At 58.3% G+C, this 24,842-nt stretch carries 20 protein-coding genes and 4 pseudogenes; 11 read left to right on the forward strand and 13 right to left on the reverse strand.

Annotated features, from left to right (window positions below; translation table 11 throughout):
• Positions 1-6: 6 nt before the first annotated feature.
• Positions 7-855, reverse strand: a complete 849-nt coding sequence (gene ispE / locus PVA48_RS03395; RefSeq protein ID WP_102728687.1) for a 4-(cytidine 5'-diphospho)-2-C-methyl-D-erythritol kinase — start codon at positions 853-855, stop codon at positions 7-9.
• A gap of 125 nt (positions 856-980) precedes the next feature.
• Here ispE and PVA48_RS03400 point away from each other — a divergent pair.
• The 5 genes and pseudogenes from PVA48_RS03400 to ruvX all read left to right on the forward strand — a co-directional run bounded on the left by PVA48_RS03400 (position 981) and on the right by ruvX (position 5,076).
• A pseudogene (locus tag PVA48_RS03400) lies at positions 981-2,823 on the forward strand (DNA topoisomerase IV subunit B).
• A 22-nt stretch (positions 2,824-2,845) separates the two neighbouring features.
• Positions 2,846-3,562, forward strand: coding sequence for an isoprenyl transferase (locus PVA48_RS03405; protein WP_102721271.1), 717 nt, complete (start codon positions 2,846-2,848; stop codon positions 3,560-3,562).
• A 34-nt stretch (positions 3,563-3,596) separates the two neighbouring features.
• Positions 3,597-4,556, forward strand: coding sequence for a mannose-1-phosphate guanylyltransferase (locus PVA48_RS03410; protein ID WP_423232231.1), 960 nt, complete (start codon positions 3,597-3,599; stop codon positions 4,554-4,556).
• On the forward strand, positions 4,529-4,654 hold the full coding sequence (locus tag PVA48_RS03415; RefSeq protein ID WP_423232232.1) for a hypothetical protein: 126 nt from the start codon (positions 4,529-4,531) through the stop codon (positions 4,652-4,654). Before PVA48_RS03410 ends, PVA48_RS03415 begins: the two co-directional genes overlap by 28 nt.
• Entirely contained in the window at positions 4,651-5,076 is a 426-nt protein-coding gene (gene ruvX, locus PVA48_RS03420; RefSeq protein WP_102721270.1) for a Holliday junction resolvase RuvX, read from the forward strand. The genes PVA48_RS03415 and ruvX overlap by 4 nt, the downstream gene beginning before the upstream one ends.
• A 38-nt stretch (positions 5,077-5,114) precedes the next feature.
• Here the strand turns inward: ruvX and PVA48_RS03425 are convergent, their stop codons facing one another.
• On the reverse strand, positions 5,115-5,666 hold the full coding sequence (locus tag PVA48_RS03425) for a DUF3592 domain-containing protein (protein WP_423232233.1): 552 nt from the start codon (positions 5,664-5,666) through the stop codon (positions 5,115-5,117).
• On the reverse strand, positions 5,659-6,660 hold the full coding sequence (locus PVA48_RS03430) for an MDR family NADPH-dependent oxidoreductase (protein ID WP_102728685.1): 1,002 nt from the start codon (positions 6,658-6,660) through the stop codon (positions 5,659-5,661). Before PVA48_RS03430 ends, PVA48_RS03425 begins: the two co-directional genes overlap by 8 nt.
• Before the next feature lie 258 nt (positions 6,661-6,918).
• On the opposite strand from PVA48_RS03430, the gene rpmB reads away from it, so the two are divergent.
• Together rpmB and PVA48_RS03440 are read left to right on the forward strand one after the other, a co-directional pair.
• On the forward strand, positions 6,919-7,182 hold the full coding sequence (gene rpmB, locus PVA48_RS03435) for a 50S ribosomal protein L28 (protein ID WP_012420229.1): 264 nt from the start codon (positions 6,919-6,921) through the stop codon (positions 7,180-7,182).
• Between the two features lie 200 nt (positions 7,183-7,382).
• Positions 7,383-7,607 carry a hypothetical protein gene (locus PVA48_RS03440; RefSeq protein ID WP_012420228.1) on the forward strand — a complete coding sequence of 75 codons (225 nt, stop codon included), beginning with the start codon at positions 7,383-7,385 and terminating at the stop codon, positions 7,605-7,607.
• A gap of 334 nt (positions 7,608-7,941) precedes the next feature.
• Here PVA48_RS03440 and PVA48_RS03445 read toward each other — a convergent pair whose 3' ends face one another.
• The 3 genes and pseudogenes from PVA48_RS03445 to PVA48_RS03455 form a co-directional block, all read right to left on the reverse strand.
• Positions 7,942-8,766, reverse strand: a complete 825-nt coding sequence (locus PVA48_RS03445) for a glycoside hydrolase family 27 protein (RefSeq protein ID WP_423232234.1) — start codon at positions 8,764-8,766, stop codon at positions 7,942-7,944.
• Entirely contained in the window at positions 8,739-9,542 is an 804-nt protein-coding gene (locus PVA48_RS03450; RefSeq protein WP_423232235.1) for a putative Ig domain-containing protein, read from the reverse strand. The genes PVA48_RS03445 and PVA48_RS03450 overlap by 28 nt, the downstream gene beginning before the upstream one ends.
• Positions 9,543-9,605: 63 nt before the next feature.
• Positions 9,606-10,690: pseudogene (locus PVA48_RS03455) on the reverse strand (FAD:protein FMN transferase).
• Between the two features lie 183 nt (positions 10,691-10,873).
• Between PVA48_RS03455 and PVA48_RS03460 the strand changes: the two are divergent.
• Positions 10,874-14,248, forward strand: coding sequence for a DUF3472 domain-containing protein (locus PVA48_RS03460; RefSeq protein WP_180975220.1), 3,375 nt, complete (start codon positions 10,874-10,876; stop codon positions 14,246-14,248).
• Positions 14,249-14,539: 291 nt separating this feature from the next.
• On the opposite strand, the pseudogene PVA48_RS03465 reads toward PVA48_RS03460, so the two are convergent.
• Positions 14,540-15,779: pseudogene (locus PVA48_RS03465) on the reverse strand (LL-diaminopimelate aminotransferase).
• A 142-nt stretch (positions 15,780-15,921) separates the two neighbouring features.
• Positions 15,922-16,616 (reverse strand): annotated as a pseudogene (locus tag PVA48_RS03470) (DNA alkylation repair protein).
• 69 nt (positions 16,617-16,685) lie between these two features.
• On the opposite strand from PVA48_RS03470, the gene PVA48_RS03475 reads away from it, so the two are divergent.
• The 3 genes from PVA48_RS03475 (at position 16,686) to PVA48_RS03485 (ending at position 19,223) form a co-directional block, all read left to right on the forward strand.
• The gene (locus tag PVA48_RS03475; RefSeq protein WP_146024275.1) at positions 16,686-17,447 is read left to right on the forward strand and encodes a hypothetical protein; all 762 of its coding nucleotides are present in this window, start codon (positions 16,686-16,688) and stop codon (positions 17,445-17,447) included.
• Between the two features lie 89 nt (positions 17,448-17,536).
• The gene (gene eno, locus PVA48_RS03480) at positions 17,537-18,826 is read left to right on the forward strand and encodes a phosphopyruvate hydratase (protein WP_102721326.1); all 1,290 of its coding nucleotides are present in this window, start codon (positions 17,537-17,539) and stop codon (positions 18,824-18,826) included.
• A gap of 28 nt (positions 18,827-18,854) precedes the next feature.
• Positions 18,855-19,223, forward strand: coding sequence for an FtsB family cell division protein (locus PVA48_RS03485; protein ID WP_022197005.1), 369 nt, complete (start codon positions 18,855-18,857; stop codon positions 19,221-19,223).
• A 260-nt stretch (positions 19,224-19,483) separates the two neighbouring features.
• Here PVA48_RS03485 and PVA48_RS03490 read toward each other — a convergent pair whose 3' ends face one another.
• The 5 genes from PVA48_RS03490 to PVA48_RS03510 form a co-directional block, all read right to left on the reverse strand.
• Positions 19,484-20,881, reverse strand: coding sequence for a sulfatase-like hydrolase/transferase (locus PVA48_RS03490; protein WP_102728680.1), 1,398 nt, complete (start codon positions 20,879-20,881; stop codon positions 19,484-19,486).
• A 303-nt stretch (positions 20,882-21,184) separates the two neighbouring features.
• The gene (locus PVA48_RS03495; RefSeq protein WP_022398143.1) at positions 21,185-21,847 is read right to left on the reverse strand and encodes a hypothetical protein; all 663 of its coding nucleotides are present in this window, start codon (positions 21,845-21,847) and stop codon (positions 21,185-21,187) included.
• A gap of 180 nt (positions 21,848-22,027) precedes the next feature.
• Positions 22,028-22,891: a hypothetical protein gene (locus tag PVA48_RS03500; protein ID WP_146019518.1), complete on the reverse strand. Its 864-nt coding sequence runs from the start codon at positions 22,889-22,891 to the stop codon at positions 22,028-22,030.
• A gap of 4 nt (positions 22,892-22,895) precedes the next feature.
• The gene (locus PVA48_RS03505; RefSeq protein WP_102728678.1) at positions 22,896-23,903 is read right to left on the reverse strand and encodes a hypothetical protein; all 1,008 of its coding nucleotides are present in this window, start codon (positions 23,901-23,903) and stop codon (positions 22,896-22,898) included.
• Positions 23,904-24,141: 238 nt separating this feature from the next.
• Positions 24,142-24,837, reverse strand: a complete 696-nt coding sequence (locus PVA48_RS03510) for a FadR/GntR family transcriptional regulator (protein ID WP_022398146.1) — start codon at positions 24,835-24,837, stop codon at positions 24,142-24,144.
• Positions 24,838-24,842 lie beyond the last annotated feature (5 nt).

A 24,842-nucleotide genomic window follows, 5' to 3' on the forward strand; every position in this document is an offset into this window, starting at 1 on the left:
ATGTTTTTACCGGGCGCCCTCCCGCATCACAAGCCCGGACCACATCCACAGCGTGGGGTCCAGTTCCCGCGCGGCGTCCTCCATCAACTTGCAGGCCGCTTCTTCATCCTCCGCCACGGCGAACATGGTGGAGCCGGAGCCGGACATCATGGCGCCGCGCACGCCGGGCCTCTCCAGCAGCCATCGCTTCATCTCCGCCAGGAACAAATGCTTCTCAAACACGGGCCTTTCCAGATCATTCACCAGCACATGGCCGTCCACCCGCTGCTCCCCGTACGGTATGCCCGGCAATTCCCGTGAACCCGCCCAGCGGCGGTAGGCGTCCGGCGTGGAAACGCCGAACGACGGCTTCAGCAGAACGATCCAGGGGCGCCATTCCCTCCATTCCGGCAGGGGCTCCACCTTTTCCCCGCGTCCGGTGCAGCGGCACGCCATTCCATAAATGAAAAATCCCACATCGGAACCAATCTCCCCGGCCAGCTCCGCCAGACGCCTCCGGGACAGGCCGCCGTGTTCCAGCTCATTCAGGGCGGACAGCACGCACGCGGCGTCGCTGCTGCCGCCGCCCAGCCCCGCGCCATGGGGCACGTTCTTGACCAGGCGCACATGCCACGGCATGGGCCGTCCCAGCTCCCGCTCCATCAGCCGCCCCGCCTTCATGACCAGGTTGCTTTCATCCAGCGGAACTCCCGGGGCGTCGCAGCTCATTTCCAGGCCGTCCGCCGGGAAAAACTCCAGCACGTCGCACAATTCCAGGGGAACCATCACGGTATCCACTTCATGGAAACCGTCCGCCCTCTTACCCAGAACGCGGAGGGAAACGTTCACCTTGCACGGAGCCTTGCAACTGATCATACGCCATGGATTCCACCAAGGGACGGCCTCCGGGTCAAGCCCCCATTGGGCGCAAATGGACGGGCACGCATTTTTTCTTCGCAAATTCCGGGGGCTCCGCTATAATAGGCGCGACCCCGCTGCACATGGCCTACGACGAAAACAGCATTAAAACCCTGGACTGGAGGGAGCATATCCGCATGCGTCCGGGGATGTACATCGGCAAACTGGGCGACGGAACCTCTCCGGATGACGGCATTTACGTCCTGCTGAAGGAAGTCATTGACAACTCGATTGACGAATTCGTCATGGGCTTCGGCAAAAAAATCACCATTGACGTGACTCCGGACGGCCTGTGCGAGGTGCGCGACTTCGGACGCGGCATTCCGCTGGGCAAACTGCTGGACTGCGCCGCGAAAATCAATACCGGAGCCAAGTACGACAGCGACGCCTTCAAGAAATCCGTAGGGCTTAACGGCGTAGGCATCAAGGCGGTGAACGCCCTTTCCGACTTTTTTGAAATCCAGGCCTACCGCGACGGGGAAACGCGCTCCTACCAGTTCTGCCGCGGGAAGGAACTCCCCAAAGGACGGAAGGACGGCGCCACGGAGGAGCCCAACGGCACCCGCACGGCGTTCCACGCAGACCCGGACATTTTCCCCGTAACCACGCAGTTCCGTCCGGAATACATTGAAAAAATGTGCCGGTACTACTCCTACCTCAACAAGGGGCTGGCCCTGCACTTCAACGGACGCCGCTACGTCTCCAAAAACGGCCTGCTGGACCTGCTTACGGAGGCAATGAGCGAGGAACCGCTGTACCCCATCATCCATCTGGAAGGGCACGACATCGAGGTGGCCTTCACCCATGGCGGCCAGTATGGGGAGGAGCACTACTCCTTCGTCAACGGGCAGCACACCACGCAGGGGGGCACCCACCAGACGGCCTTCCGGGAGGCCATCGTCAAAACCCTGAGGGACTTTTTCAAGAAAAACTATGAGGCCGGGGACATCCGTTCCTCCCTCGTGGCCGCCATCTCCATCAAGGTAAAGGAACCCGTCTTCGAATCCCAGACCAAGACCAAGCTGGGATCCAATACCATCAGCCCGGAAGGGGAAACCATCCGCACCTTCGTAGGCAACTTCATCGCCAGGGAGCTGGACAACTACCTGCACAAAAACCCGGAGACGGCCAAAGCCCTGGAAGCCAGAGATCAAAGACTCCGAGCGGGACCGCAAGGAACTCTCCGGCATCCAGAAGCTGGCGAAGGAAAACGCCCGCAAGGCCAAAATCCACAACAAGAACCTCCGGGACTGCCGCGTGCACTACAACTCCAAGCACGCCCGCGCGGGGGAAACCACCCTCTTCATCACGGAAGGCATCTCCGCCTCCGGCTCCATCACCACGGCGCGGGATGCGGAAATCCAGGCGGTCTTCTCCCTGCGCGGCAAGCCGCTGAACTCCTTCGGCATGAGCCGCAAGGTCGTCTATGAAAACGAGGAATTCAACTTCCTCCAGCATGCCCTGAACATTGAAAACGGGCTGGAAGACCTGCGCTACGACAAGGTGGTCATCGCCACGGACGCCGATGACGACGGCATGCACATCCGCATCCTGCTGATGACCTTCTTCATCCAGTTCTTCCCGGAGCTGATCCGGGAGGGCCACCTCTTCATCCTCCAAACTCCCCTCTTCCGCGTGCGCAACAAGCAGCAGACCATCTACTGCTACTCGGACGCGGAGCGGGAAGCGGCCATCGCCCTGCTGGGCAAAAACCCGGAAATAACGCGGTTCAAGGGCCTGGGCGAAATCTCCCCCCAGGAATTCAAGGCCTTCATCGGGGAAGGAATGCGCCTGGACCGCGTTCGCCTGGAAGACTCACACAAGGTGAAGGACCTGCTCTCCTTCTACATGGGCAAAAACACTAGGGAAAGACAGGAATACATCCTGAAAAACTTGCGTGTTGAACTGGACCCGGTCATGGACTAGAGTAGCGGAGCCCCATCTATCTATGCTTACCATTCCCAAGGAAAAACTGCCGGTTCATATTGCCTGCATCATGGACGGCAACGGCCGCTGGGCGCACAGCCGCCATCTGCCGCGCCAGGCCGGCCACCGGGCGGGAGCGGATACGGTGGAGCGCTGTGTGGACTTCTGCATTGACCATGATATTCCCTGGCTCACGCTTTACGCCTTCTCCTCGGAAAACTGGAACCGCCCCAAGACGGAGGTGCACGCGCTGATGCTGCTGCTGCACGAATTCCTGAAAAAACGCCTCAGCCAGATGCAGGAAAAAGGCGTGCGCCTTCACGCCATAGGCGACCTTTCACGCCTTCCCAAGCGAACCCAGAAACTGCTGCAATCCAGCCTGGAAGCCACGGCGGGAAATACCAGGCTCAACCTGGTTCTGGCCCTCTCCTACGGAAGCAGGGCGGAAATCGCCGCCGCCGCCAGAAAAATCGCGGAGAAAGCCTCCCGCGGGGAACTCCACCCGGACGCCGTCACGGAAGACCTCTTCAACCAGCATCTGGACACTGCCGGCATGCCGGAACCGGACCTGCTCATCCGCACCTCCGGGGAAATGCGCGTCTCCAACTTCCTGCTGTGGCAGATCAGCTATGCGGAACTCTATGTAACGGAAACGCTGTGGCCGGACTTCAGCGACCGTGACATGGAAGCGGCGCTGCTGGACTACTCCCGCAGAAAACGCCGCTTCGGCGCACTTTGACTCCTTTTTTAAACCACATTCCTACGGAATCGCCATGAACCAATACGCTCTCATTCTGGCCGGCGGCAGCGGCACCCGTTTCTGGCCCCTCTCCCGCGACCACCGTCCCAAGCAGCTCCTGAACATGTTCGGGGAAGGCACCCTCCTCCGCCAGGCCATCGACAGGCTGGACGGCCTGGTGCCCCGGCAGAACATCTTCATCCTGACCAACCACCTGCAGGAGGCGGAAGTGCGCCGCCAGGCCCACGACATCCCCGTGGACAACATCATCTCCGAACCCGTGCGCCGGGACACGGCGCCCGCCATCGCCCTGGGCATCGGCCTCATCAAGGCGGCGGACCCGCACGGGGTCATGCTTGTCATCCCTTCCGACCAGCTCATCCAGGACCAGGCGTCCTTCCGCTCCCTGATGAAAGCCGCCATGGACACGGCGGCGCGGGAAAAGGCGCTCGTCACCGTGGGCATCAAGCCCACCTGGCCCTGCCCCTCCTACGGCTACATCGAACGCGGGAAGGAAATCGCTTCCGCACCGGGCTGCTCCTGCCGCGAAGTCATCCAATTCCGCGAAAAGCCTGACACGGCCACGGCCGCCGCCTACCTGAGCCAGGGCAACTTCTGCTGGAACGCCGGCATGTTCGTCTGGAGCATTCCAACCGTGTGCGAACAGCTTGACAAGCACTGCCCGGAGCTGGCCTCCTTCGTGGAGCACATCGCGGAATCCCCGGACCCGCAGGAAACCATCCGGGAGGAATTCCCGGCGCTCACGCCCATCTCCATCGACTTCGCGCTGATGGAAAACGCGGACCGGGTGCTGAACATTGAAGCCACCTTTGACTGGGACGACGTAGGCTCCTGGATATCCGTAGCCAACTATCTGGAAACCCACAACAAAAACACCACCAATACGGACATCACCGTGCAGGACGCCTCCGGCAACATCGTCTTCTCCCAGCGGGGGACAAGCACGTGGCCCTGCTGGGCGTGGAAAACCTGATCGTGGTGGAAACGGCGGACGCCATCCTGATTGCGGATAAAAACAAGGCGGACGAAATTAAAAAAATCGTCAACCAGCTTCCGGACGAACTCAGATGACCAGCCAGCATCCGGCCCTGGGCATTGACTACGGAGAAGCCCGAATCGGCATCGCCGCCACGGACCCCGTGGGCATCATGGCGCACCCTGTGGAAACCATCCACAGGCACAAAACGGACGGCGTCACCCGCATCGTCCAGCTCGTCCAGGAGCGGGGGATACGCACCCTGGTGCTGGGCATCCCTGTCCGCATGGACGGCACGGAAGGAACCGCCGCCGCCAAGGTGCGCGCGTTCGGCAGGGAACTGGCCGCCGCCCTTCCCGGCCTTCCCATGGTATTCATGGATGAATGCCTCACCACCGTCATCGCCCAGGAAAAACTGCACGCCGCCGGCAAAAAGGAGAAAAGCTTCCGCCCCATCATCGACCAGGTGGCCGCCGTGGAAATCCTCAACACGTGGCTTGATTCCACGCTGGGCTGAAACGGCAAACGGCGCCGTGCCGCGGCGCAATCCCTGCTTTACGCGCCTACGGAACTCCGCACTTCCCTCTTCCTCAGCAGGACCGTTCCGCCGGCAAGCAGAAACGCCATCAGCCACAGGGCCCGGCGCGTTTCCGGCCACCAGATGAAGCTGTCCGCCACACGGGCGTCTTCCGGGCGTTCCGGCGGGTAGCAGACCGTCACCCGGTCCCCCCTGGAATAGGAAGACCAGAAAAGAAAAGCGGGGGACTGGAATACCACTTCCCTCTCCCCGGTCTGCGGCAGGAACCGCACTTCCGGCGCCCAGACGTCCAGAGAGGGACCGGACGTCCCCATGACCCGCGAACGGCTCCACAACTTCACCGTATCCTCCGTGATGTTCCGCACCGTCCCTTCCGTACACAGGCCCTCCCGGGCAAAACGGCTCTTTTCCAGAAAAAAATCACCGGCCTGCCATATGGAATAAAGGCTCAGCCCCGCCATCACCCAGGCCAGCAGCCAATACCAACCGAACCACGGAACGCTGAAAAAATCCCTCCAGCGCTCCGCAGCCCGGGAAAACAAAAACTCTCTCCCCCATGCATCAGACACGCTCCATGCTCAGCACCACCTTGCCGCTGCGGAACTCTTCCTGGGCCTTCTCCACGGCCCGGCGCACGTCGCTCAACGGATAAACGGTATCCACGGCCTGCTTCAGCCTGCCGTCCGCCATCAGGCGCGCCAGCTTGTCATAAGCGGCCTCAATCTCCGGAACGGGGGCATTCTTGAGCCACTGCGTCACCCACAGGCCTTCCAATTTAATGCCCTTGAAAATCAGGAAACCGTTCGGCACCTTGATGCTCTTCCTGCTCATGGCGCCGTACGTCACCATGCTTCCGCCGGGAGCCAGCATGTCCATCAGGCGCAGGGCGCTTTCCCCGCCCACGGCGTTGGAGGCCAGCACGGGCCTCTTTCCGTCCAGCCGGGCCAGGGTATTCTTCACCACATCCTCGTCATCCTCTCCCACTACCAGGTCGGCGCCCAGCGCGGTCAATTCATCCCTCAATTCATCCGGCCTTCTTACAAAATTCACCGTCTTCACGCCCATCTCCCGGGCCAGTTGAATAATGCACCTTCCCACGCCGGAATTGGAGGCGTTCTGCACCACCCAGTCTCCCGGAGTCAGGGAAACGAACCCTTCCAGCATGCGCAGGGCGGTCAGGGGGTTCACCTTCAGCATGGCCGCCTGCACGGGATCCACCTTCACGGGGAGCTTCATCACGTTCACGGCGGGAACCGCCACATACTCGCTCCAGGAACCCACGCCGCGCAGCAGAATCACTTCATCGTCCTTGCGGAAGCCTTCTGCGCGGGACTCCTGCACCACGCCGCAGCCTTCCAGTCCGGCGCGTGAATGGGGCAGCACGGGCTTCACGCCGTAAACGCCCTGCACAAAATTGATGTCCGCCGGATTGATCGGGGCCGCCTTCATCCGGATCAGCACCTCCCCCTCCGCCGGAACCGGCATGGGACCGGAAACATACTCCAGCACGTCCTGGGGTTTCATGCTGCATTCGGAAAACTCTGCATAATGATTCTCACTCATGCTTTCAATCTCTCACGCCGCCTCCCTCCGTGCAAGCGCCGGATACGTTTTACACGGGCAAACAAGCCATCCGGCCGCGCGCGCCTTTCCCCGGCGCCTGCCCCCCGGCCATGAACGGAGGGAACCAGACCGCAGGAAAGCCCGGCAGCGCTTCCGCCGGGCCGGCACAAATTCCGAGTCTTTTGTTCGGTTGTTCTTGACCTTAGGCGAAAATACGCTAGACTACCTCTCTCGCATTAACAAATAACTTCGATTGCCATGTCCCGAATTTGCATCATCAGAGGTACCATGCCTCACAAAGGTCGTCGTATCCATCGCTCCGGTCTTGCCAAGAAAAAGGGCGGTATTGGTCGTCACGTCACTAAGACTGTCAATCGTACCGTTTTCCCCAACCTTCAGGAAAAGCGCATCTGGGTTCCCGAACTCGGTCAATTCGTGAAAATGAAGATTTCCGCCAAGGCCCTGCGTACGATCAACAAGAACGGTGCTTACAACACTCTTAAAAAGGTAGGTCTCCTGTAAAAAAGATTCTTTTTTTGAACGTTGTTACACCACTTGAACTCTAAGGCTTCAACGAGGTGAGCAACTGGCAGAAAAAGATGTCCAAAAAGACAAGGGATCATCTGCTTAAGTGAGGCGCCTCCAAGTTGAAGGTTTTATTGAAACATTAATATACCAACGGACGTAAATAAGACGTCCCCTACTGGAAAAAGATCACACAGATGAAAGCCCAAACCAAAATCGCTCTTAGAATTAATGATGACAACCCCAACCATCACCTGTGGAACAACAGGGGGGTTTGGTGGTGCCACGTCACGGTTCACAAGCCTGACTCCACGGCGGAACGCCTGAGATTCTCTCTGAAGACCCGTGACATCGAAAAAGCCCGCGCCCGCCGCGACAAGATTTTCGCCTCCATCCAGCAGCACTTCGGCATCGCCGCTTAAGGAAGCTGTACGGAGAGATTAAGGCAAGTCACATCAATCTCTTTATAAGAACCGTTCCGGTTAACCGGAACGGTTCTTTTTTATGGAAAAAATAAAGACTTTCACTCGGAAAGGGCGGCAGCGGATTTGCCGCAACACAAGCCCCCTGCAAACAAGGCTGAAACAGCCCGTTTCTTAAAGCCGCCGCCCCATCAGGCTATCCTTGCAAAGCCGGCTATCCATTTCACCCTTTATTCCTATAATAATGGACAGGCGGTAAAACGCGGCATTCACGGACCCGCTGGCCGGCAAAAAAGGATGCCGTCCTTGAAAGCATCCATTCCTGCCCCTGCCGTCAATTCTTTTTGCTGAACCGGAACATGGCCGCTCCATGGCTGTTCAACTCCACGGCCATATCTCCCTTCACCGTTCCCTGGTCGGCGCGTTTCCAGAGGTCCCTGGCTTCATACGCGCCGGAGAGCCCCAGCTCCCTCAGGTTCACCTTCACTACGCCCTTCTCTTTCCCGGTATTGAAAAACCCCGCCGCTAGGGAACCGTCGGACAGCTCCTTCGTCCAGACCTGGAAATCCCCTCGGTGCCACGCCTTGCGGGCGGGACGGGCGGCAGGGTCCTGGTCCACGGCAATCACCTCGTCGTTGGTCAGGAGCCCCATCGTGAATGAATCAATATGCTCCAGGTCACAGGAAATGATGAGCGGAGCGGACAGGAGGCACCACAGGGTCACATGGGTGTACTGTTCATCCGGCGTCAGCTGCGTCTGGACAAACGTGGTATTGGGCTGGTTGGGCTTGCCCAGCTTCCCGATCTGGAGAATGTCCGGATCATTCCAGTGGCCCGGGCGCATGTGCTTCTGCCAGCGTTCCTGGGAAAAGCCGATGCCGCTGACGCTGCCCCAGTGGTCCTGGATATCCCCCGTCGTCCTCCACAAATTGGCCAGCTTCCCCAGCTCTTCCACCTGTTTATACGGGGCGGCATTGGATATGCTGAGCACAATATCCCGCCCGGAATCGTCCAGAGCCTGGCGGATGCGTTCCGTCGTCGGCACGTCATTGGGGTTCCAGTCCACCTTCACGTAATCGAACCCCCAGTCCGCCCATTGCCTGGCGTCACGGTCAAACAGCCAGACGGCGCCTACACGGTCCGCCTTCCTGCGATGCACGCCGGGGTAACTCCCAAAATTTGATTCTTCTGCTTGCGGTCCTTCTCCGGAATGGCCATTTCCCCGTAATCCGCCTTCGCATTGGGCGAGCTTCCTCCGATGAACCCGGCATACGTCCCCATCCAGGGCGTGGAATAAATGCCCGCCTTCATCCCCATGGCATGAATGGAATCGCACATGGCCTTCATGTCCGGAAAGCGCTTGTTGGGCTGGATGGAGAAATTCCGTCCGCCTCGCTCGCCCTGCCAGCAATCGTCAATATTGATATAGGTCCAGCCATGGTTGACAAGCCCCCGCTCCACAAAAAGCCGGGCCGTCTTCAGCACATTCTCCTGCCCCACGGCCTCACTGTAGGAATACCAGCTGCTCCAACCCATGGGCGGGGTCAGGCACAACTCATCCCCCACCTTCAGAATCCACTCCTTCGCATCTTTTCCATGCCTGTTGGAAGCCTGGATCTTCACCTTGTATTCCCCCTTCTTCGCCGGGGCGGTACCCGTAACCAGCCCGCGCGAATCCATCCTCAGGCCGGAGGGAAGCCCAGCCGCCTGAATCTTCATGGGACGCTCCCCGGAAACGGGAACCTGGAACAGCACCCGCGCGCCGGGAGTGGCGCCAACAATGCGGGCGCCGTTGACGGAGGGGGAAAGCGGGGTTTCAGGAGTCAGGCGCACGCCGGGAGGGGGAGCCGGATAAGGATTCGGGAACTCCGTGCCAAATGAGGAGGATACGGCGGCGCCAAGCACGGCAGGCAGGAAAAAACGGTACAATTTCATAAATGGTCTATGGAGGTGTACCTTAAAAAACGCGTCCGCTCCCCGTTTCTTTCATCATGCTGTCTATCTCGGCCTCCGTGCGCCATCCTGTTCCTGCGTTCCTTCCGCAAAACGTGAGGAACTCCGGAAAAAAGCCGGGACGGACACTCCCGGCAACCGTGCCGCCAGGGAGCGGAAATCCTCTTCACGCATCACGTTCCCCGCCGTCGCCAGGGCATCCGCCAGCGCCGCGGAAGGCGCCTGCACGCTCACCTGCCTGCCCTCCGTCATGCCCAGCCCCGTGCGGGGGTCCAGCACATGGGAATACTCCGCACCGCCGATCTTCGCCATCTGGCGGGCGCTCCCGGAGGTGGAGACGGCGGCATGGCTCAACAGCAGCACCGTATTCTTCCCATTACCTTCATCCACCAGCAGCCGCCATCCCCGCTCCCCGGTGGGGGGGCGCCGGCCATAACGTCGCTGGTGCTGTCAATAAAGAAGGAACGGATTCCTCTTTTTCTCAAAATCTCCGCCATCCGGTCCACGGCAAACCCCTTGCCCATGCCTCCCAGGTCCACCCTCATTCCGGGAACCGTTTTGACCGCGGCCCCCTTGCCAACGTACAGCTTTTCCCATCCGGACGCCCGGCGCGCACGTTCCAGTTCCCCGCCGGACGGGAGAACGCCGTGGCGGCGGCTCTTCTTCCACAGGCGGATACAGGGACCGAGCGTGGGGTCAAAGGCGCCCTTTGTCAGCCGGGCATAATCCAGGGCCAGCAGAAGAGCCTTTTCCAGCTCCAGGGAAACGGGGACGGAAACGCCGTTTTCCGCGGCATTCAACCGGGCCAGACCGCTCCCCGCATCCATGGCGGACATCACCTTCTCCCAGCGGACGGCGCAGGCAAGAGACTCCATGCAGGCCTTCTCCGTCTGCGCCGCATCCATCCCGTGCCCGGGATAGGCGCGCACCGTAAACACCGTTCCCATGGCCGTACCCCGCACCGTTACCCTTCCATCCGGAGCATGAACGCAGGAAAGCGGCTCCGGCGGGGCGGAAGCCGTTTCCCTCTCCTGCCCCCGGCTTGTCCCCGCAGCAGCCAGCAGGCAGGAACAGCACGCAGAAACAACGGCCAGCCGGAAAAAAGAACTCATGCGCACCTGCGGGATCATGTTCCAAAACCTACTCCGCACAAACAAACAGGAGCAAGGACCGAGTGCGCCATGGAGACGCCGTCATCCCATCCGCTGACAAAACCGGGATGACGTTATTTCATTTGAAGCTGGCGCACGCCCCCCTTTTCATGATAAATGGAACGGTTCCACGTTTTTGCAAATTTTCCCCTCTTCATCGTCATGACCAGATTCCTGCTCTCCCTGTGGCTTCTTTTAACGCTTCCCGTTTCCGCCAGCTGGTACGGTGACGAAGTAAAAGCCGGTTCCGACATCATCATGGTGGACCTGCTCTACCCCTACTGGCCGGAATCCACCTACTTTTCCTGCTGGAACCTGGACATGTTCCCCAAGGGCGGCTACTTCTATGCCGGCGTGGCGGCCAACGCCAACGACAACACGAACCTGGAAACCTACCGCCCCTCCACCGTATGGTCCTTCTGGCCCGCTCCCGTTTACGAAGGGCGGCAGGTGCGCAACGTGTACGTCAATCCGCACGTCTACGCCCAGCAATACGTGGGTGAAGGAGCTTCCGGAAAGGCCGGGGGGCGCGACGTCCCGTGGATCAAGACCAAGCAGTGGTACACCATGCTCATGCGGACCTGGGGCGCGGACGAAGCCAGGAAGGAATGCTACGCCGGCTGGTGGATGAAAGACCAGGCCGGCAACCGGTGGCACCACATCGCCACCTTCCGCATTCCCTATGCGGCCACCGGCTTCAAGGGGAACGGCGGCTTTCTGGAGGACTTCGGGCACGGGGGCCGCAAGCAGAGGGAACTGTGGCGCGGCAAGGGCTTCTACAGGCACAACGGCGCGTGGGAAAAATGTGATACCGTTTCCATCAACGTTCCCAAGGAAGGAGGCATGAAATACAGCGGCTGGACGGTCCACCAGACGGAAAACGACTCCATCCTGACCATGTCCTATACGGAAAACAGGCAATTTCCCAGAAACCTGGAGCCGGGCCGCAAGCACACGTTCAAGCTGAACCAGCCGGACAAGCCCGTGATGGACGCCATCGCGGCGGAAGGCAACGCGCGCCACGACGGCAGCCAGGTGATCGTGGACTGGACGCTGGCGGAAACGTCCTCCCCGCAGTTCGGGTACAAGATAGAGGTCTTTGACAATCCGCAATACTCCGGAACTCCCATTTACACGGTGGAGGAACAAATCCCGCACGTACGCACCAAAGCTGTCGCGCTCCCCCGGGACATCCCCCAATGCTTCGTCAGGCTCACCATCACGGACATCTTTGACCAGCAGAAAACCCTGAAACTCGCCAAGGCCGCTGCGGAAACTCCCCTCAAAAGGCTGCCCGGCAAAAAAGACCTGTCCAGCGGACTGGAATACAAATACCTGGAAAACAAGGACGGATGGTCCAAACTGGCGGAACTGGACTTCTCCAAGCCGTTGCGGACCGGCGTCTCCCATGGATTTGACACGGCCCTGCGCGGAGCCAGGGAAGGACGATTCGCCTTTGAATATGAAGGCTTCCTGGTCGTCCCCCAGACGGGGGCCTACACCTTCGCCCTCCAAACCTGTGACGGAAGCCGCCTGGACGTCGGCGGAAAAACCGTTATTGACAACGACGGACTGCACAGCACGTCGGAAAAGCGCGCCTCCGTCTTTCTGGAAAAAGGCGTCACTCCCATCAAGCTGACCTACTTCAAGAAAAAGCCGGAACACGAATTCACCGTGGCGTGGGTGGGCTGGCAGTATGGCAACCGCCCCATGGAGGAAATACCGCTCGCCAGCCTCATGCGCCCCAAACGGGCGGACATACCGGAAGCCAGGCTGGAAGTGGGCGGCAAGGGACCGGAACGCGTGCTGAAAACAGCCATCTCCTCCGGACGGGTGAACAAGGTGGAATACTACAACGGCGCCAAGCTGGCCGCCGCCGCGGACGCAGCCCCCTTCACCGCTCCCCTCATGCTCTTTGACGGAGAAAACAAACTGTGGGCGCGCGTCTTCTACAACGGTTCCCATACGGTGGACACCCCCGTCGTCCCCGTCCATTCCCAGAGCCGCATCACCCCCGGCTGGGAAGCCATGCTGCGCGGGGAACCGGGGCTGCCCCACTCCATCAGCGGCGCGGGAAACGCCTTTCGCTTCGTGGGGGAAGGGGAATACCTGGTCAGCAAAAAAATCAAGGGTGACTTCATGCTGACAGCCCACATCAGCTCCATCAGCGACAAGGCGCTGGACACCGGGGACGACTGCTGGGCCGGTATCATGGTGCGCAAGGACACGGGAGCCACCAACTACGACGATGAAATCGCCGTCTTCCGGACTGTGGGCCGCGGCCTCCGGTGCAGCGCGGACTTCAGCGACTACGGAACGGGGCGCCAATCCACCTTCACCCTGAACAAGGACCACTCCTGGGTGCGCATCATGCGGCGCGGCAATGAATTCACCTGCTTCACCTCCCCGGACATGAAAAAATGGGAAATGGGCATGCAGCGCATCATCCCGATGAAGGAGGAAGCCATCGCCGGCATCACGTTCAGGACCATTCCGGGCAAGGGCAAGGGCATCTTCTCCGCCGCCATGGACGGAATCTCCATCAAACCCGTCAAACTCCAGCCGCACAAGATAACCGCCGCCATGCCTGCCGGAAAAATCATCGGCTATTCCCTGCTCTCCCCGGATCTGGCGGTGGCGCGCTACCGTTCCGGGGCGGACCTGCTGGAACGCAAAAACGGAACCTACGCCCGCAAGCCCCTCACACTGCCCAGGGGCGTCAAAACCGTCCGTTCCATGGCGCTTGCCGGGGACAAAATGTTCCTGCTGGCCCCGACCTCCCAGGGAGGAGCCCTGTTCAGCAGCAAGGATATGGGTAAAACGTGGACCGTCGCCAACCCGGATGTAAAAGTGGACCCGTCCCCCATCTCCTTCATTGCCGGGGAGCTCATCTCCGTCAATCCCCGGAATCCGCGGGAAATCATCGCCGGTTCGGACCGCGCCGGACTCTTCATGAGCACGGACGGCGGAGACACCTGGAACAACGTGGGCCTGGTGGGGGAACCCGTCACCAACGTCGGCTTCCATACGACCGCCCAGGGCAGGATTGGAGCCGTGACGGCGGACCGCAAGGCCAACACCAGCAAAATCTTCATCTCCACCAACAACGGGAAGAAATGGAACCAGAAAAACGAAGTGCAGGGAGCGGGCTTCCTGAGACTGGTGTACGACACCCGCGCCGCAGACCAGCTCTACGTCTTCTCCACCCAGGGCGTTTACACCTCCTTCAATGACTGCCGCACCATGAACCGCGTGCTCCAGGGGCTGCCCGTCACGCAGCCCACGCTGGCGATCGACAGGCGCCGCCTGGACGATACCTTCATGCTCGCCGTCCCGCTGGACGGCAAGGGCGTGTACTCCAGCGAACGCAACGCCAGAAACTGGCAGAAGCGTTCCGACAAGGAAGACTGGGGAGCCGCCTTCAACCTGCTGATTGACACCGCGAACAACAGGCACATTACCCTGTACGCGGAAAAAGGCATCTATGAAAGCACGGACGAAGGCAAAACCTGGAAACAGGTCTATCCGGGCCATTGAGCCAGAATGCTCTCCTTCTTCTCCCATGAACAAAGGCACTCCGGCAAAGGCCGTTCCCTGCAACGCCAGAGGAGCTCATGCAGTTCTCTCATTTTCTCCGCCCTGGCGAGCGTTTCCGCCGACCTTAACAAGCTCCGCTTCCGGGCGCCGGACGGCTTTCCTCTGAAACCGGACGGATTACGCCATCCTAGGCAGGAACAGCCTCCATGCGGCTTTCCCCATCACAATCATGCGCGCAGCCGCAGTGCTTCCCGCACTGCGGCCTGACAAAATCTGCCTGGGAACGCCTCCTTATCTGGCAAACAGGGCATGGATGCGGCGGCAGACCTCATCCACGTTCTCCCGTGAATTGAATGCGGAAATGCGGAAGAACCCTTCCCCCTGGAACCAAAGCCGGAACCGGGCGTAATGACCACATTCGCCTCATACAGCATCTTGTCAAACATCTGCCAGCTATCCAGGCCGTCCGGACACTGCACCCAGACATACGGGGCGTTTTCCCCTCCCCACACGCGCATGCCCGCCTGGCGGCAGGCATTCAGCAGCAGCGCGGCATTCCCCAGGTAATGGCTGATCAGCACGGCGGTCTGCGCCATGCCTTCCAGCGTAAACAGGGCCGCGGCTCCCCGCTGGACGATGTAGGAAGCTCCGTTGAACTTCGTGCTGGTGCGGCGGCTCCACAGCTGGCTGATGAGAACCTTGTTCCCCCGGAATCATGGCCGTGCAGCTCCTTGGGAATCACCACGTAGCCGCAGCGCACCCCCGTGAAGCCCCCCTGCTTGGAAAAGGAGCGGAACTCAATGGCGCAATCCCGCGCGCCGGGAATTTCAAAAATGGACTTGGGAACGGCGGAATCCTGTATAAATGCCTCATACGCGGAATCGTACAAAATAATGGCGTGGTTCGCCCGGGCATACTCCACCCATTTCAGCAATTCATTCCGGGAAGCCACGGCCCCGGTAGGGTTGTTCGGGAAGCACAGGTAAATCAAATCCACATGCTCATCCGGCAATTGCGGCACAAAATTGTTCTCCGGCGTGCAGGGGAGGTACACCAGTCCCTCATACGAACCGTCCGCGCTGGAATCCCCGGTATTCCCGGCCATCACATTGGTATCCACATACACGGGATAAACCGGGTCCGGCACGGCGATCCTGTTGCCCGGCCCGAAAATGTCCAGAATATTGCCCGTATCGCACTTGGCGCCGTCAGACACGTAAATCTCATCCACTTCCACATGCACGCCGTGGACCTGGTAGGCCTTTTTGGCGATAGCCTCCCTCAGCCAGAAATAGCCCTGCTCCGGACCGTAGCCGTGAAAGCGCTCATGGGTGGACAAATCGTCCACCGCCTCGTGCATGGCTTCAATGGCCGCCATGGGCAGCGGTTCCGTCACGTCTCCGATGCCGCAGCGGATCAGCCTTTTGGCCGCCTCCGGATGGGACTCAGCAAACGCATTCACGCGGCGCCCTATTTCCGGGAACAAATATCCCGCCTGCAGCTTGAGGAAGTTATCGTTAATATTAGGCATGGTTTTAATAGTAAGTGTCTCATTCCATACCCTCCACGGGAAGGAATCAAGGCCCCGTTCCGGCATGGCTCCCCTCCGTGCGTCACTATCTCCGCACACCCCTTTTCCTGCGGTTCCCTCCGCGCGGACAGGGAGCCGCTGCCTATTTGCGTTTCATGCTCCGCATCAAACTCTTGTCTTCCCGGCTAACACGCAGGGATTCAATAATTTTTTGCAAGGCCCTGTTGTAAGTGAAATCGGACAGGGACGAATTCCTCAAATACTCCAGCGTCAATGCCGGGAACTTCACGTAACAGACGGAAACCGCCCAGGCCACCGCCATGCCCACGTAATAATCCTCATGCCGCACGCCATCCAGCAGGGCCAGCACCTGCTCCACGTAATCCTCCGTAATGAAATGGGCCAGCATCATCACCACGGCAAAGCGGACATCATAGACCCGTGCGGACGTTAAATACGGCTGGATGAACTCCCAGACCAGGGCAGGATGCTTTTTACAAAACTTCAGGCTGGTGCAGAAAGTATCGCAGACAGCCCAGTTATCCATGCGGGGCACGAAGCGCGCGACCTGTTCCAGGCGCTCTTCCGGCTCCATGCGCGCCAGCGCTATCAGCATGCCGTCCAGCATCACTTCCTCCGCATACGGGTCAACGGCTGGATTTTCCAGCAGCTCCCGCCAATTCCCCCCGCCACCTCGCGGGCAAGGTTCCGGAGAACGGGGAGGCGAACGCCCAGCAGACGGTTGACGCCGGGAATCAGGGAAGCGGAGAACTTCTGAAACTCCGGTTCCGCCAACGCCTCAATCCTTTCCCTCAACTGCCGCCTGCTCTCAATCATGGGCGCCATCCTACATGGAGGCTATGCGCCGCACAAGGGGGAATTCCCGTATGAGAGGCTGCGGAACCCATGCGGAATCCCCCTTGGAAGGCCCTTCCGGAGACGCGCCTAAAAAGGAATTGGCGGCTTCCCGTCTTCTGTGGTAGCCTGCGGACAGGCAGCAAGCCGTCCCCTATGCCCTCCAGCCTTCAACAATTCAAATGTCCCGGATGCGGCACTCCCTTTTCCGCGGCGGATGTGGACAACCGCCGGGACACGGTCACCTGCAGCAGCTGCGGACTTTCCACCCCCTGGACGTCCCTGGTCCGGGAACATGAATTCCATGATGTGCCTGCGGCCCCTTCCAGGCATCTGACGGTAACATCCGCCCATGGAAAAGTCACGCTCACCTACAGGCATTCCTTTACCAAAATACTTCTTTACACGGGACTGGCCGTGGTTTGGGGCATCATCACCCTGGTGCTCGTCCTCCTGTCCTTCGGGCCGGGGAAAACGGACTTCGCGCTGCCCGTCTTCACCACCTTCTTTGCCGTCACGGAAGCCTTCATCATCTTCCTCTGCGTTGACATGATGCTGGGAAAAGCCGTTCTCCGGGTGGAACCGGGTAAAGCGTCTCTTTTCCGGGGCATTGGTCCGGTGGGGAGCACATGGGATTTTCTCCTTCCCGCGCAGGCCCCGATCATGATGGAGCGCAAGGGAGGGGAAAAGACGGACTATTGCCGCATCTCCGTGCCCCAGCCTTCCGGAAGGCCGTTTTACTTTTCCGGCGGCATTTCAGACCCGGAGACTCTTGAATACATCGCCGCCGTTCTGCGTCAGTTTCGCGCTTGAACCCGGAATTTTCACGGTCATGACGTGGTTCCCTGGAACGAAAAAAGCCGTTCCATGGTCCAAAAAAGACAATAAAAAATCTTATGATCATGAACGAACTGGAAATCATCGACGTCCGCGGCCGTGAAATTATCGATTCGCGGGGCAATCCCACCGTGGAAGTGGACGTGGCCCTGGCCGGAGGAGCCATCGGACGCGCATCCGTCCCCAGCGGAGCCTCCACCGGGGAGCATGAAGCCTGGGAGCTCAGGGACGGGGACGCCAAGCGCTACGGCGGCAAGGGCGTTCTCAAGGCCGTGGAAAACATCAACAAGATCATCGCGCCGGAAGTCTCCGGGCACGATGCCACCCTCCAGCCGGCCATTGACAAAATCATGATCGACCTGGACGGCACGCCCAACAAGTCCCGCCTGGGGGCCAACGCCATCCTGGGTGTTTCCCTGGCCGTGGCGAAGGCCGCCGCCATCCAGCTCAATCTTCCCCTCTTCAAATACCTGGGCGGCCCGAACGCCAAGGTGCTTCCCGTCCCGATGATGAACATCATCAATGGAGGCGCTCATTCGGACTCCCCCATTGACTTCCAGGAATTCATGATCATGCCCAAGGGCGCGCCCACCTTCCGGGAAGCCCTGCGCTACGGCGCGGAAGTCTTCCATGCGCTCAAGGACGTGCTGCACGACCGCGGCCTGTCCACCGCCGTGGGGGATGAAGGCGGCTTTGCCCCTTCCCTGAAATCCGCTGATGACGCCCTGGAATGCATCGCCCAGGCCGTGAAACGCGCCGGCTACACGCTGGGCACGGACATCTTCATTGCCCTGGACGTGGCTTCCTCCGAATTCTACGACCCTTCTCAGAACCTGTACGTCTTCAAGAAATCGGACGGCCGCGGCAGAACGGCGGAGGAACTGACGGCCTACTACCAGGAGCTCCAGAAAAAATACCCCATCATCTCCATTGAGGACGGCTGCGCGGAAAACGACTGGCTGGGCTGGGAACAGCTCACCAAAGCCATGGGCCACAATACCCAATTGGTGGGGGACGACCTCTTCGTAACGAACGTGGAATTCCTGAACCAGGGCATTTCCCGCCATGTGGCGAACGCCGTGCTGGTGAAGGTCAACCAGATCGGCTCCCTGACGGAGACGCTGGACACGGTGGAACTGGCCAAGGACAACAAATACTCCGCCATCATCTCCCACCGCTCCGGGGAAACGGAAGACGCCACCATTGCGGACATTGCCGTAGCGACCAATGCCGGGCAAATCAAAACCGGCTCCCTGAGCCGTTCCGACCGCATGGCCAAATACAACCAGCTCCTTAGAATTGAAGAAGAGCTGGGAGATGACGCAGTTTATGGTGGCAAAATCCACATTTTATGATCAAAAATGTTTTGTTTAACTGCAAAGAATGCTCTGGAGACGCCGCTATTACCATCGTTTTACCTTGGCGGAGCTTGAAATCCGCCGGGAGAAACGTGCCCTGATTGTCCAGAGGGCTCTCCGCCTCTTTGCCATCGTCCTGGCCTTGTGCCTGACCATGCTGCTTTCCCTGGTGTGTTTCAAGCCATGGAAGGACCTGCGCTCTCTGGAGCATGAACGTTCCTTCCTCCAGGCGCATCTGGAAAAATCCAGGGAGCAGATGGAACAGGCTAAAAACGAATTCATCTGGATTTCCCAGGACCCCCATTATTTTGAAATGATTGCTCGGGACAAGGGCAATCTGGCCCTTCCCGGTGAACATATCCTCCGCATCGCGGAACCCAAGCGCCTGAAATAAGGCGCTTTTTTAACGAAAAAACGGGACCATGAAAACCATGTCCCGTACCGGTCAACGGAACGTTCCAGTCCAAACCAGGGCGTTTGATCCCACCCGGCCTCCATCCAGCCCGGTTATCCGCAGCGGGATAGGGGCAGCCACGGGAATGGCAACCATGCCGCGCGGCGGAAAGGGACGGTTCCGCATCCCCGCTACCCTGCCGGCAGGCGCCGCTGCGTATTGACCGCAGCGCAGGGCCCCCGGCGAGACCCAATGCGGCCTCATTCAGGCTGTTTGTCCGGGGTGGCCTTGTCGTACTCCCTCATCAGCTTGGCGGACCAGCTGATGCTGTCCGGGAAACGGCACGCGGGCGTCGTGGTCAGGTACGTTCCCAGCTTCCTGGCCAGGGAATCCGCATCCTGGTGCCTGGAAAAATATAAATCCTTCTGCTCCTGGGGGTCATCCGTAACGCTGTAAAACTGCGGAGCGCGGTCCGGCACCAGCAGGTACTTCATATCCCCGTCCAGCACGGCGGACGTATAATCCGTGCACCAGAACAACGTGCGCGGAACAGGCGTTCCCCTGTTCGCCACCAGCTCCAGAATATCCATGCCGTCCAGTTTCTTGGGGATTTGACGTCCGTTTGCCTTCAGCAGGGCCGGAAGCAGGTCCACGGTGGAAACGGGCTGCTTGCAGACGCTTCCGGGAATCAGCCGCTTGTCCGCCGGATACCTGATGATGAAAGGCACGCGTACGCCCCCCTCAAAATGCTGCCTCTTGGCACCCCGGAAAGGAGCGTTGCAGGAAGACGCTTCCGGAGCGCCGCCGTTGTCCGACAGGAACACGACAATCGTGTCCTTTTCCAGACCGTTCTTCTTCAAGGCATCCAGAATGCGGCCTATTCCCTTGTCCATCGCATACACCATGGCGCAATAAATCCGGCGCTCCCTGTCCTGCACGTTCTTGAATTTGGCGATGTCCTCCGGTTTGGCTTCGTTGGGCCAATGGGGAGCATTGTAGGAAACGAACATGAAAAACGGCTTTTTATCCTTGTTGGACTCCTGGAGGAACTCAACCGCCCTGTCCGTAATATCGTCCGTCAGGTAGGTAATATCCGTCTTATCCGTAAAATTGGACACAATCATGGAGGGATTCAGGCCTTCAGCCTCCTTCTTCACGGGAAAATAAGACCGGGAACCTCCCAGGAACCCCCACCAGCGCGTGAAGCCGCGTTCCGGCGGCGTATACCCCTGCGTGTGGCCCAGATGCCACTTGCCGAACACCGCGCTCCGGTACCCGCAAGGCTTCAAATACTCCGGAATCAGCTTCTCCGTCTGGGGCAGCCCGTAATGGGACTCCGGAAGGTAATCCACCTGGATATTGGGATTCGTAGTAATGCCGTAGCGCTTCGGAAAACGGCCCGTCAGCAGCCCCATGCGGGAGGGGGAGCACATCGGCGCCGTTACATACGCCCGGGAGCAGAACACGCCCTCCTTCGCCAGCCGGTCAAGGGAAGGCGTTTTAATCTGCCTGGACCCCGTGCAGCCCAAATCCCCGTACCCCAGGTCGTCCGCCAGAATGACCACCATGTTCGGCGGAGTGGCCGGGCGGCTCTGCGCCCCCGCCGCCCCGCAAAGCAAACTGCACAGAATCAACAATAGATGCGCTTTCTTCATCATAGTTTAATTTACGCGGCTTGCCTTCCATATCAATCAAAATATTAATTCTGAAATTTCCGGGGCAATCCTGCAAGCGGCATCCATGACTCTTTAGCAACGAATTTGCTAAAAACAGGACGATTTGCCCATCCAATTATTTCCCGGAAATGGATACGAAGCCTTTCCTTCCGCGCCGCTCCCACGGACAGACGCCCCCCTGCTGCCGGAGAAACAGCTCCATCAAGGCGTTTCCAATCCGGCGGCAATAAAGGCCGGCTCCCCCTGTCATTCCTTCACCTTTCCTGGAATTCCGGAACAGCAGCCCTACCCTCTCATCTGCCGCAGAAGGGCCGCCACATACTGCTGGGCTTCCTTCTCCGCAATACCTGTACCGAACTCGAACGGCTTGCCGTCCGGTTGTTCCACTACAATCTTGTTCAGCACCTTATTATTCTGCTGTATATTACTCGCCTCAATGGAAATGCGGGAATCCTTCGCCAGAAGAAACTGCTGGCGGCGGCCCAGGCTCCCAACCCCGCGGAACAGCTCTCCCGTTCCGGGCGACAGGGTCAGCGTCATACGGCCGAACAACACATAAACGGCGCCCAAAAACGTACCGAACCCGACCAGAACGAAAGGAATCAGGAACAATTGCCCGAATAAACTCTCATGGGCCATTTTCCCCATCATCACAAATATGGCGGCGTATGTAATAGCATTCCAAATCAGTGCAAACAGCAACAGGAAAAATCCGGCTCCCTTGGGCTTCCTGTACGTTACTTCCAATCCCCGTGCCGTTTTTGTCACGCTCATGCGCCGGGGAATGGAATCAAGGATTTCCTCATCCCTTTCCTCCTGAACAAGCTCTGAAAACCTGCTTATCTTGTTGCAGGCGCGGCATAAAGCCATATCCGTGGCCATATTCACATCTTCCATCGCCAGCAACGCGCCGCACATCGGACACTTCAATTCAACAGGGGTAGTCATGCCCGGAATTCTAACAAACTTTTATGTTCAGAAAAGCATAAAAATCACAGCGTTACCGGTCTCTCCATCCTCCACAAAAATACCGTTTTTCCGGGAATAAGGGATAGACGGCTTTAAGTTGTCCGGAAAGGAAATTCCGTCTGCCTTGGGAAACTGCTGTCCTTAAGCGTTTGTCCTGCTTCACGGCTTTACCTTCTGCGCATCCCTAGGCATTCCCTTGTACAAAAATTCCGTGGCCGGAGTACGCCCCACCGTCCGGTTGATCAAGTCCGGGATTTCCTTGTCCGCATAGCCCGCCATCCGGAGGTAGTTCTTTACCGCCCCGCTTTGACCCGGAAACAGGTTCACCAGCATTTCCACAAAATACTTCATTCTGGGAACGGAAATATAATTTTTTAACCTTTTATTCCTGATATTGTTTACTGCCAGCTTGTTGAGAAAGACGTAATACTGGGGATTGACATTGCAAACGATATCACGTTTCTTGAGTTCTTCTTCCAAATACTTCCGGTTTAACGGAACGAACGATTTTTTCAGAGCCTCGTGCTTCTCCTCCAAATCCGGATCGTAACGGTTCCGGAACTGCGCATAGATGGAAGCCGCATAAGTGGCCAGCAAGTCGGACAGCGTCTTGCCCCGGAGATGGAGGCGGCGCGCCATCGGAGAGGCGTCACGGCTCATCACGTAGAGGAAGGAAAACATGTCATGTTTGACGGCATGATCATTATTGTCAAAAATGCTCTCCGGCGTCGCCTTGTCGTAGTCGGCGGGATAAAGGGGAGTTTCCGCGATATAATAGAACAGCCAGAGCTGCAACGCCAGCTCCTCCCGCGTGATCTGCTTATTGCTAACAGAAGCGCATTGGCCCAGCACGGAGCGTGCCTCTGTATAAAACTCCCCCAGCCGCCCTTGCGCCAGCTTCTCCCGCAAGCCGGACAGCTCCGCAGGGGGAGATTTAAACGGGTCCAGGCACACCGGGGAAGGCAGGGCATGTCCCAGCCCTACCATACAGCATAGCATGGCAAGAAAGGTAAACACTTTCATTGGATTATTTCCAAACATATTCATAATTCATTAGATGATAGCATAAATCATAGGATATGGCGCGACCGAATTTCCTGATGGCAATTTGGATTTCTTCAAATTCTCCATCCATTCCTTCGAATTTCACATACTCAACCTTGAACCTCTGCTCCACGGTTTCCACTTTGAGGATATCGTCACTGGTCGACTCTTTGCCGCCTTTCCCATCATGGACTTTCCAATCGCAAGTCCAAAACCATTCCTGCGGCAACTTAGCTCCATGTATGGCGTTATAATTTGCCATATATATCACCCGGTCAATGAATGAATTATTTTGTTCAATGCTCCTGGGGTCATCGCATCCATGCTCCGTATGCGGGACGCCCAATTTTATTTCATGTTTTTGCGGATCGGGAGGAGGGGTCGGCATGACATAGGTCAATCCTCCATCGCGTTCAATCAGTTGGATATTTCCAAAATTCACCTCCGTAGGTTCCACCGTCAATTTAACATCAGCAGCCACAATAATGATATCGTGATCACTGGGAAGATCGGCCTTGACGGGAACAACTGCCGTCAGCTTTGTCGGTACAAGAATCTCAAAGGCAATGGTTTTTTCCAGGCCTTCACTCGTGGTGACGGTGACTTCCACCTCTCCCTTCTTTTGTATTCTCTTATTCACCGTCAATGTAACCTCTTCGAGCCCCTCGGTTTTTTCGGGAAGAGAGGCAAGAGCTTCTCCTTTGGTAATCTTCCACTGCAACTGAGAAACATCCCCCTTGGGCTTTCCGGTCAAAGTCAACAAAACATCTTCCCCCATGCCGAGTTTTTTGCGCTCCTTGTCCGTCTTCTCATCCACATCCTTTCCCTGCTCTTTGGCAATATAGAAATCGGCAGAACACAACGTCGTTTCCGATTTTATTTCCAGCGCCTGTACTTCATCAGGAACATCTTCTCCGGCCTGGGCAAAAGCGCCAAACCAGTGGCCCATCAATATCAGGCCGATAGAACATATTTGAAATAGAGACAACATGGTAAGGAGGGGAAGTTGGCATATCGTTGCCTTATCCGGGTAATTTATTTATTTGAAGATGTAAAGAAAAAGTTGAAAATACTAATCGTACTCCATGAATTACCAAGCTATTTCCCCTCTTTTTCCCGGAACGCCATTCTCTTTTCCGCAAAAAACGGCGGCTTCCGCCATGCGGAGGACGCCGGAACGTTCCGGTTACCGGACAAACTGCCGGTTCAAGCATCCCAACACCCGAATATCAGGCGCTGAATTGGCCGCCTATGCTGACCGTATCAAACTCCACGATCTTCACAATAATGTTTTCCGCCGTGTCCGCCTCCCGCTGCCGGATGGCATCCAGCAGGTCGTCATGCAGCTTCATGGCCCCGGCGTCATACTGCTTCTCCTGCAGCAGGCCTTCCAGATTCTCCTGCACATGGCGGATCACCACGTTGTACAATTCCGCAAGCACCGGGTTATGCGTGGCGCGGGCCACGGCGGCGTGAAACAGCATGTCGTCCTCAATGCCCGGCCTTACCCTGGCATGGCAGTCCTTCAGGGCGCTTTCCAGCTCCTTCAAATCCTCCTCCGTCCTTTTAACGGCGGCCAGCCGCGCAATCTCCTTTTCCAAAGCCAGCCGCGCTTCCAGAATCTGGGGCAGTTCGGATTCCTTGAGGCGGTTACTCACCGCAACGGCAAAGCGGTCTGATGCCATCACATACGTGCCGTCGCCGGGCCGGGCCTCCAGCATCCCCATGTGAATCAGGGATTGAAGGGCCTCGCGGATGGTGTTGTGGCTGACGGAAAAAGCCCGGGCCAGTTCCGCCTCCGCGGGAATGCGGTCCCCCACCTTCCACTTGCCGGACCGTATCATGGATTCCATGGCGGTGAGCACCTGGCGGGACAGGGACACTCTTACAGGCTTCTTCAACTCCATTGTCTTGGATTTCTTCATGAAAA

Origin of the sequence: Akkermansia sp. JRP_AM1, assembly GCF_049262625.1 — a bacterium.
In the GTDB taxonomy this organism is placed as follows: domain Bacteria; phylum Verrucomicrobiota; class Verrucomicrobiia; order Verrucomicrobiales; family Akkermansiaceae; genus Akkermansia; species Akkermansia massiliensis.

Excerpts from the sequence above, each read along its gene's own strand:
- PVA48_RS03440 (WP_012420228.1), top strand. The coding sequence starts at position 7,383 with ATGAAAGCCCAAACCAAAATCGCTCTTAGAATTAATGATGACAACCCC.
- PVA48_RS03495 (WP_022398143.1), bottom strand. The coding sequence starts at position 21,847 with ATGACTACCCCTGTTGAATTGAAGTGTCCGATGTGCGGCGCGTTGCTG.
- eno (WP_102721326.1), top strand. The coding sequence starts at position 17,537 with ATGAACGAACTGGAAATCATCGACGTCCGCGGCCGTGAAATTATCGAT.
- PVA48_RS03410 (WP_423232231.1), top strand. The coding sequence starts at position 3,597 with ATGAACCAATACGCTCTCATTCTGGCCGGCGGCAGCGGCACCCGTTTC.
- ispE (WP_102728687.1), bottom strand. The coding sequence starts at position 855 with ATGATCAGTTGCAAGGCTCCGTGCAAGGTGAACGTTTCCCTCCGCGTT.
- PVA48_RS03500 (WP_146019518.1), bottom strand. The coding sequence starts at position 22,891 with ATGAAAGTGTTTACCTTTCTTGCCATGCTATGCTGTATGGTAGGGCTG.
- PVA48_RS03485 (WP_022197005.1), top strand. The coding sequence starts at position 18,855 with ATGCTCTGGAGACGCCGCTATTACCATCGTTTTACCTTGGCGGAGCTT.
- PVA48_RS03430 (WP_102728685.1), bottom strand. The coding sequence starts at position 6,660 with ATGAGTGAGAATCATTATGCAGAGTTTTCCGAATGCAGCATGAAACCC.
- rpmB (WP_012420229.1), top strand. The coding sequence starts at position 6,919 with ATGTCCCGAATTTGCATCATCAGAGGTACCATGCCTCACAAAGGTCGT.
- PVA48_RS03475 (WP_146024275.1), top strand. The coding sequence starts at position 16,686 with ATGCGGAATCCCCCTTGGAAGGCCCTTCCGGAGACGCGCCTAAAAAGG.
- PVA48_RS03510 (WP_022398146.1), bottom strand. The coding sequence starts at position 24,837 with ATGAAGAAATCCAAGACAATGGAGTTGAAGAAGCCTGTAAGAGTGTCC.
- PVA48_RS03460 (WP_180975220.1), top strand. The coding sequence starts at position 10,874 with ATGACCAGATTCCTGCTCTCCCTGTGGCTTCTTTTAACGCTTCCCGTT.
- ruvX (WP_102721270.1), top strand. The coding sequence starts at position 4,651 with ATGACCAGCCAGCATCCGGCCCTGGGCATTGACTACGGAGAAGCCCGA.
- PVA48_RS03450 (WP_423232235.1), bottom strand. The coding sequence starts at position 9,542 with ATGAAATTGTACCGTTTTTTCCTGCCTGCCGTGCTTGGCGCCGCCGTA.
- PVA48_RS03490 (WP_102728680.1), bottom strand. The coding sequence starts at position 20,881 with ATGATGAAGAAAGCGCATCTATTGTTGATTCTGTGCAGTTTGCTTTGC.
- PVA48_RS03505 (WP_102728678.1), bottom strand. The coding sequence starts at position 23,903 with ATGTTGTCTCTATTTCAAATATGTTCTATCGGCCTGATATTGATGGGC.
- PVA48_RS03405 (WP_102721271.1), top strand. The coding sequence starts at position 2,846 with ATGCTTACCATTCCCAAGGAAAAACTGCCGGTTCATATTGCCTGCATC.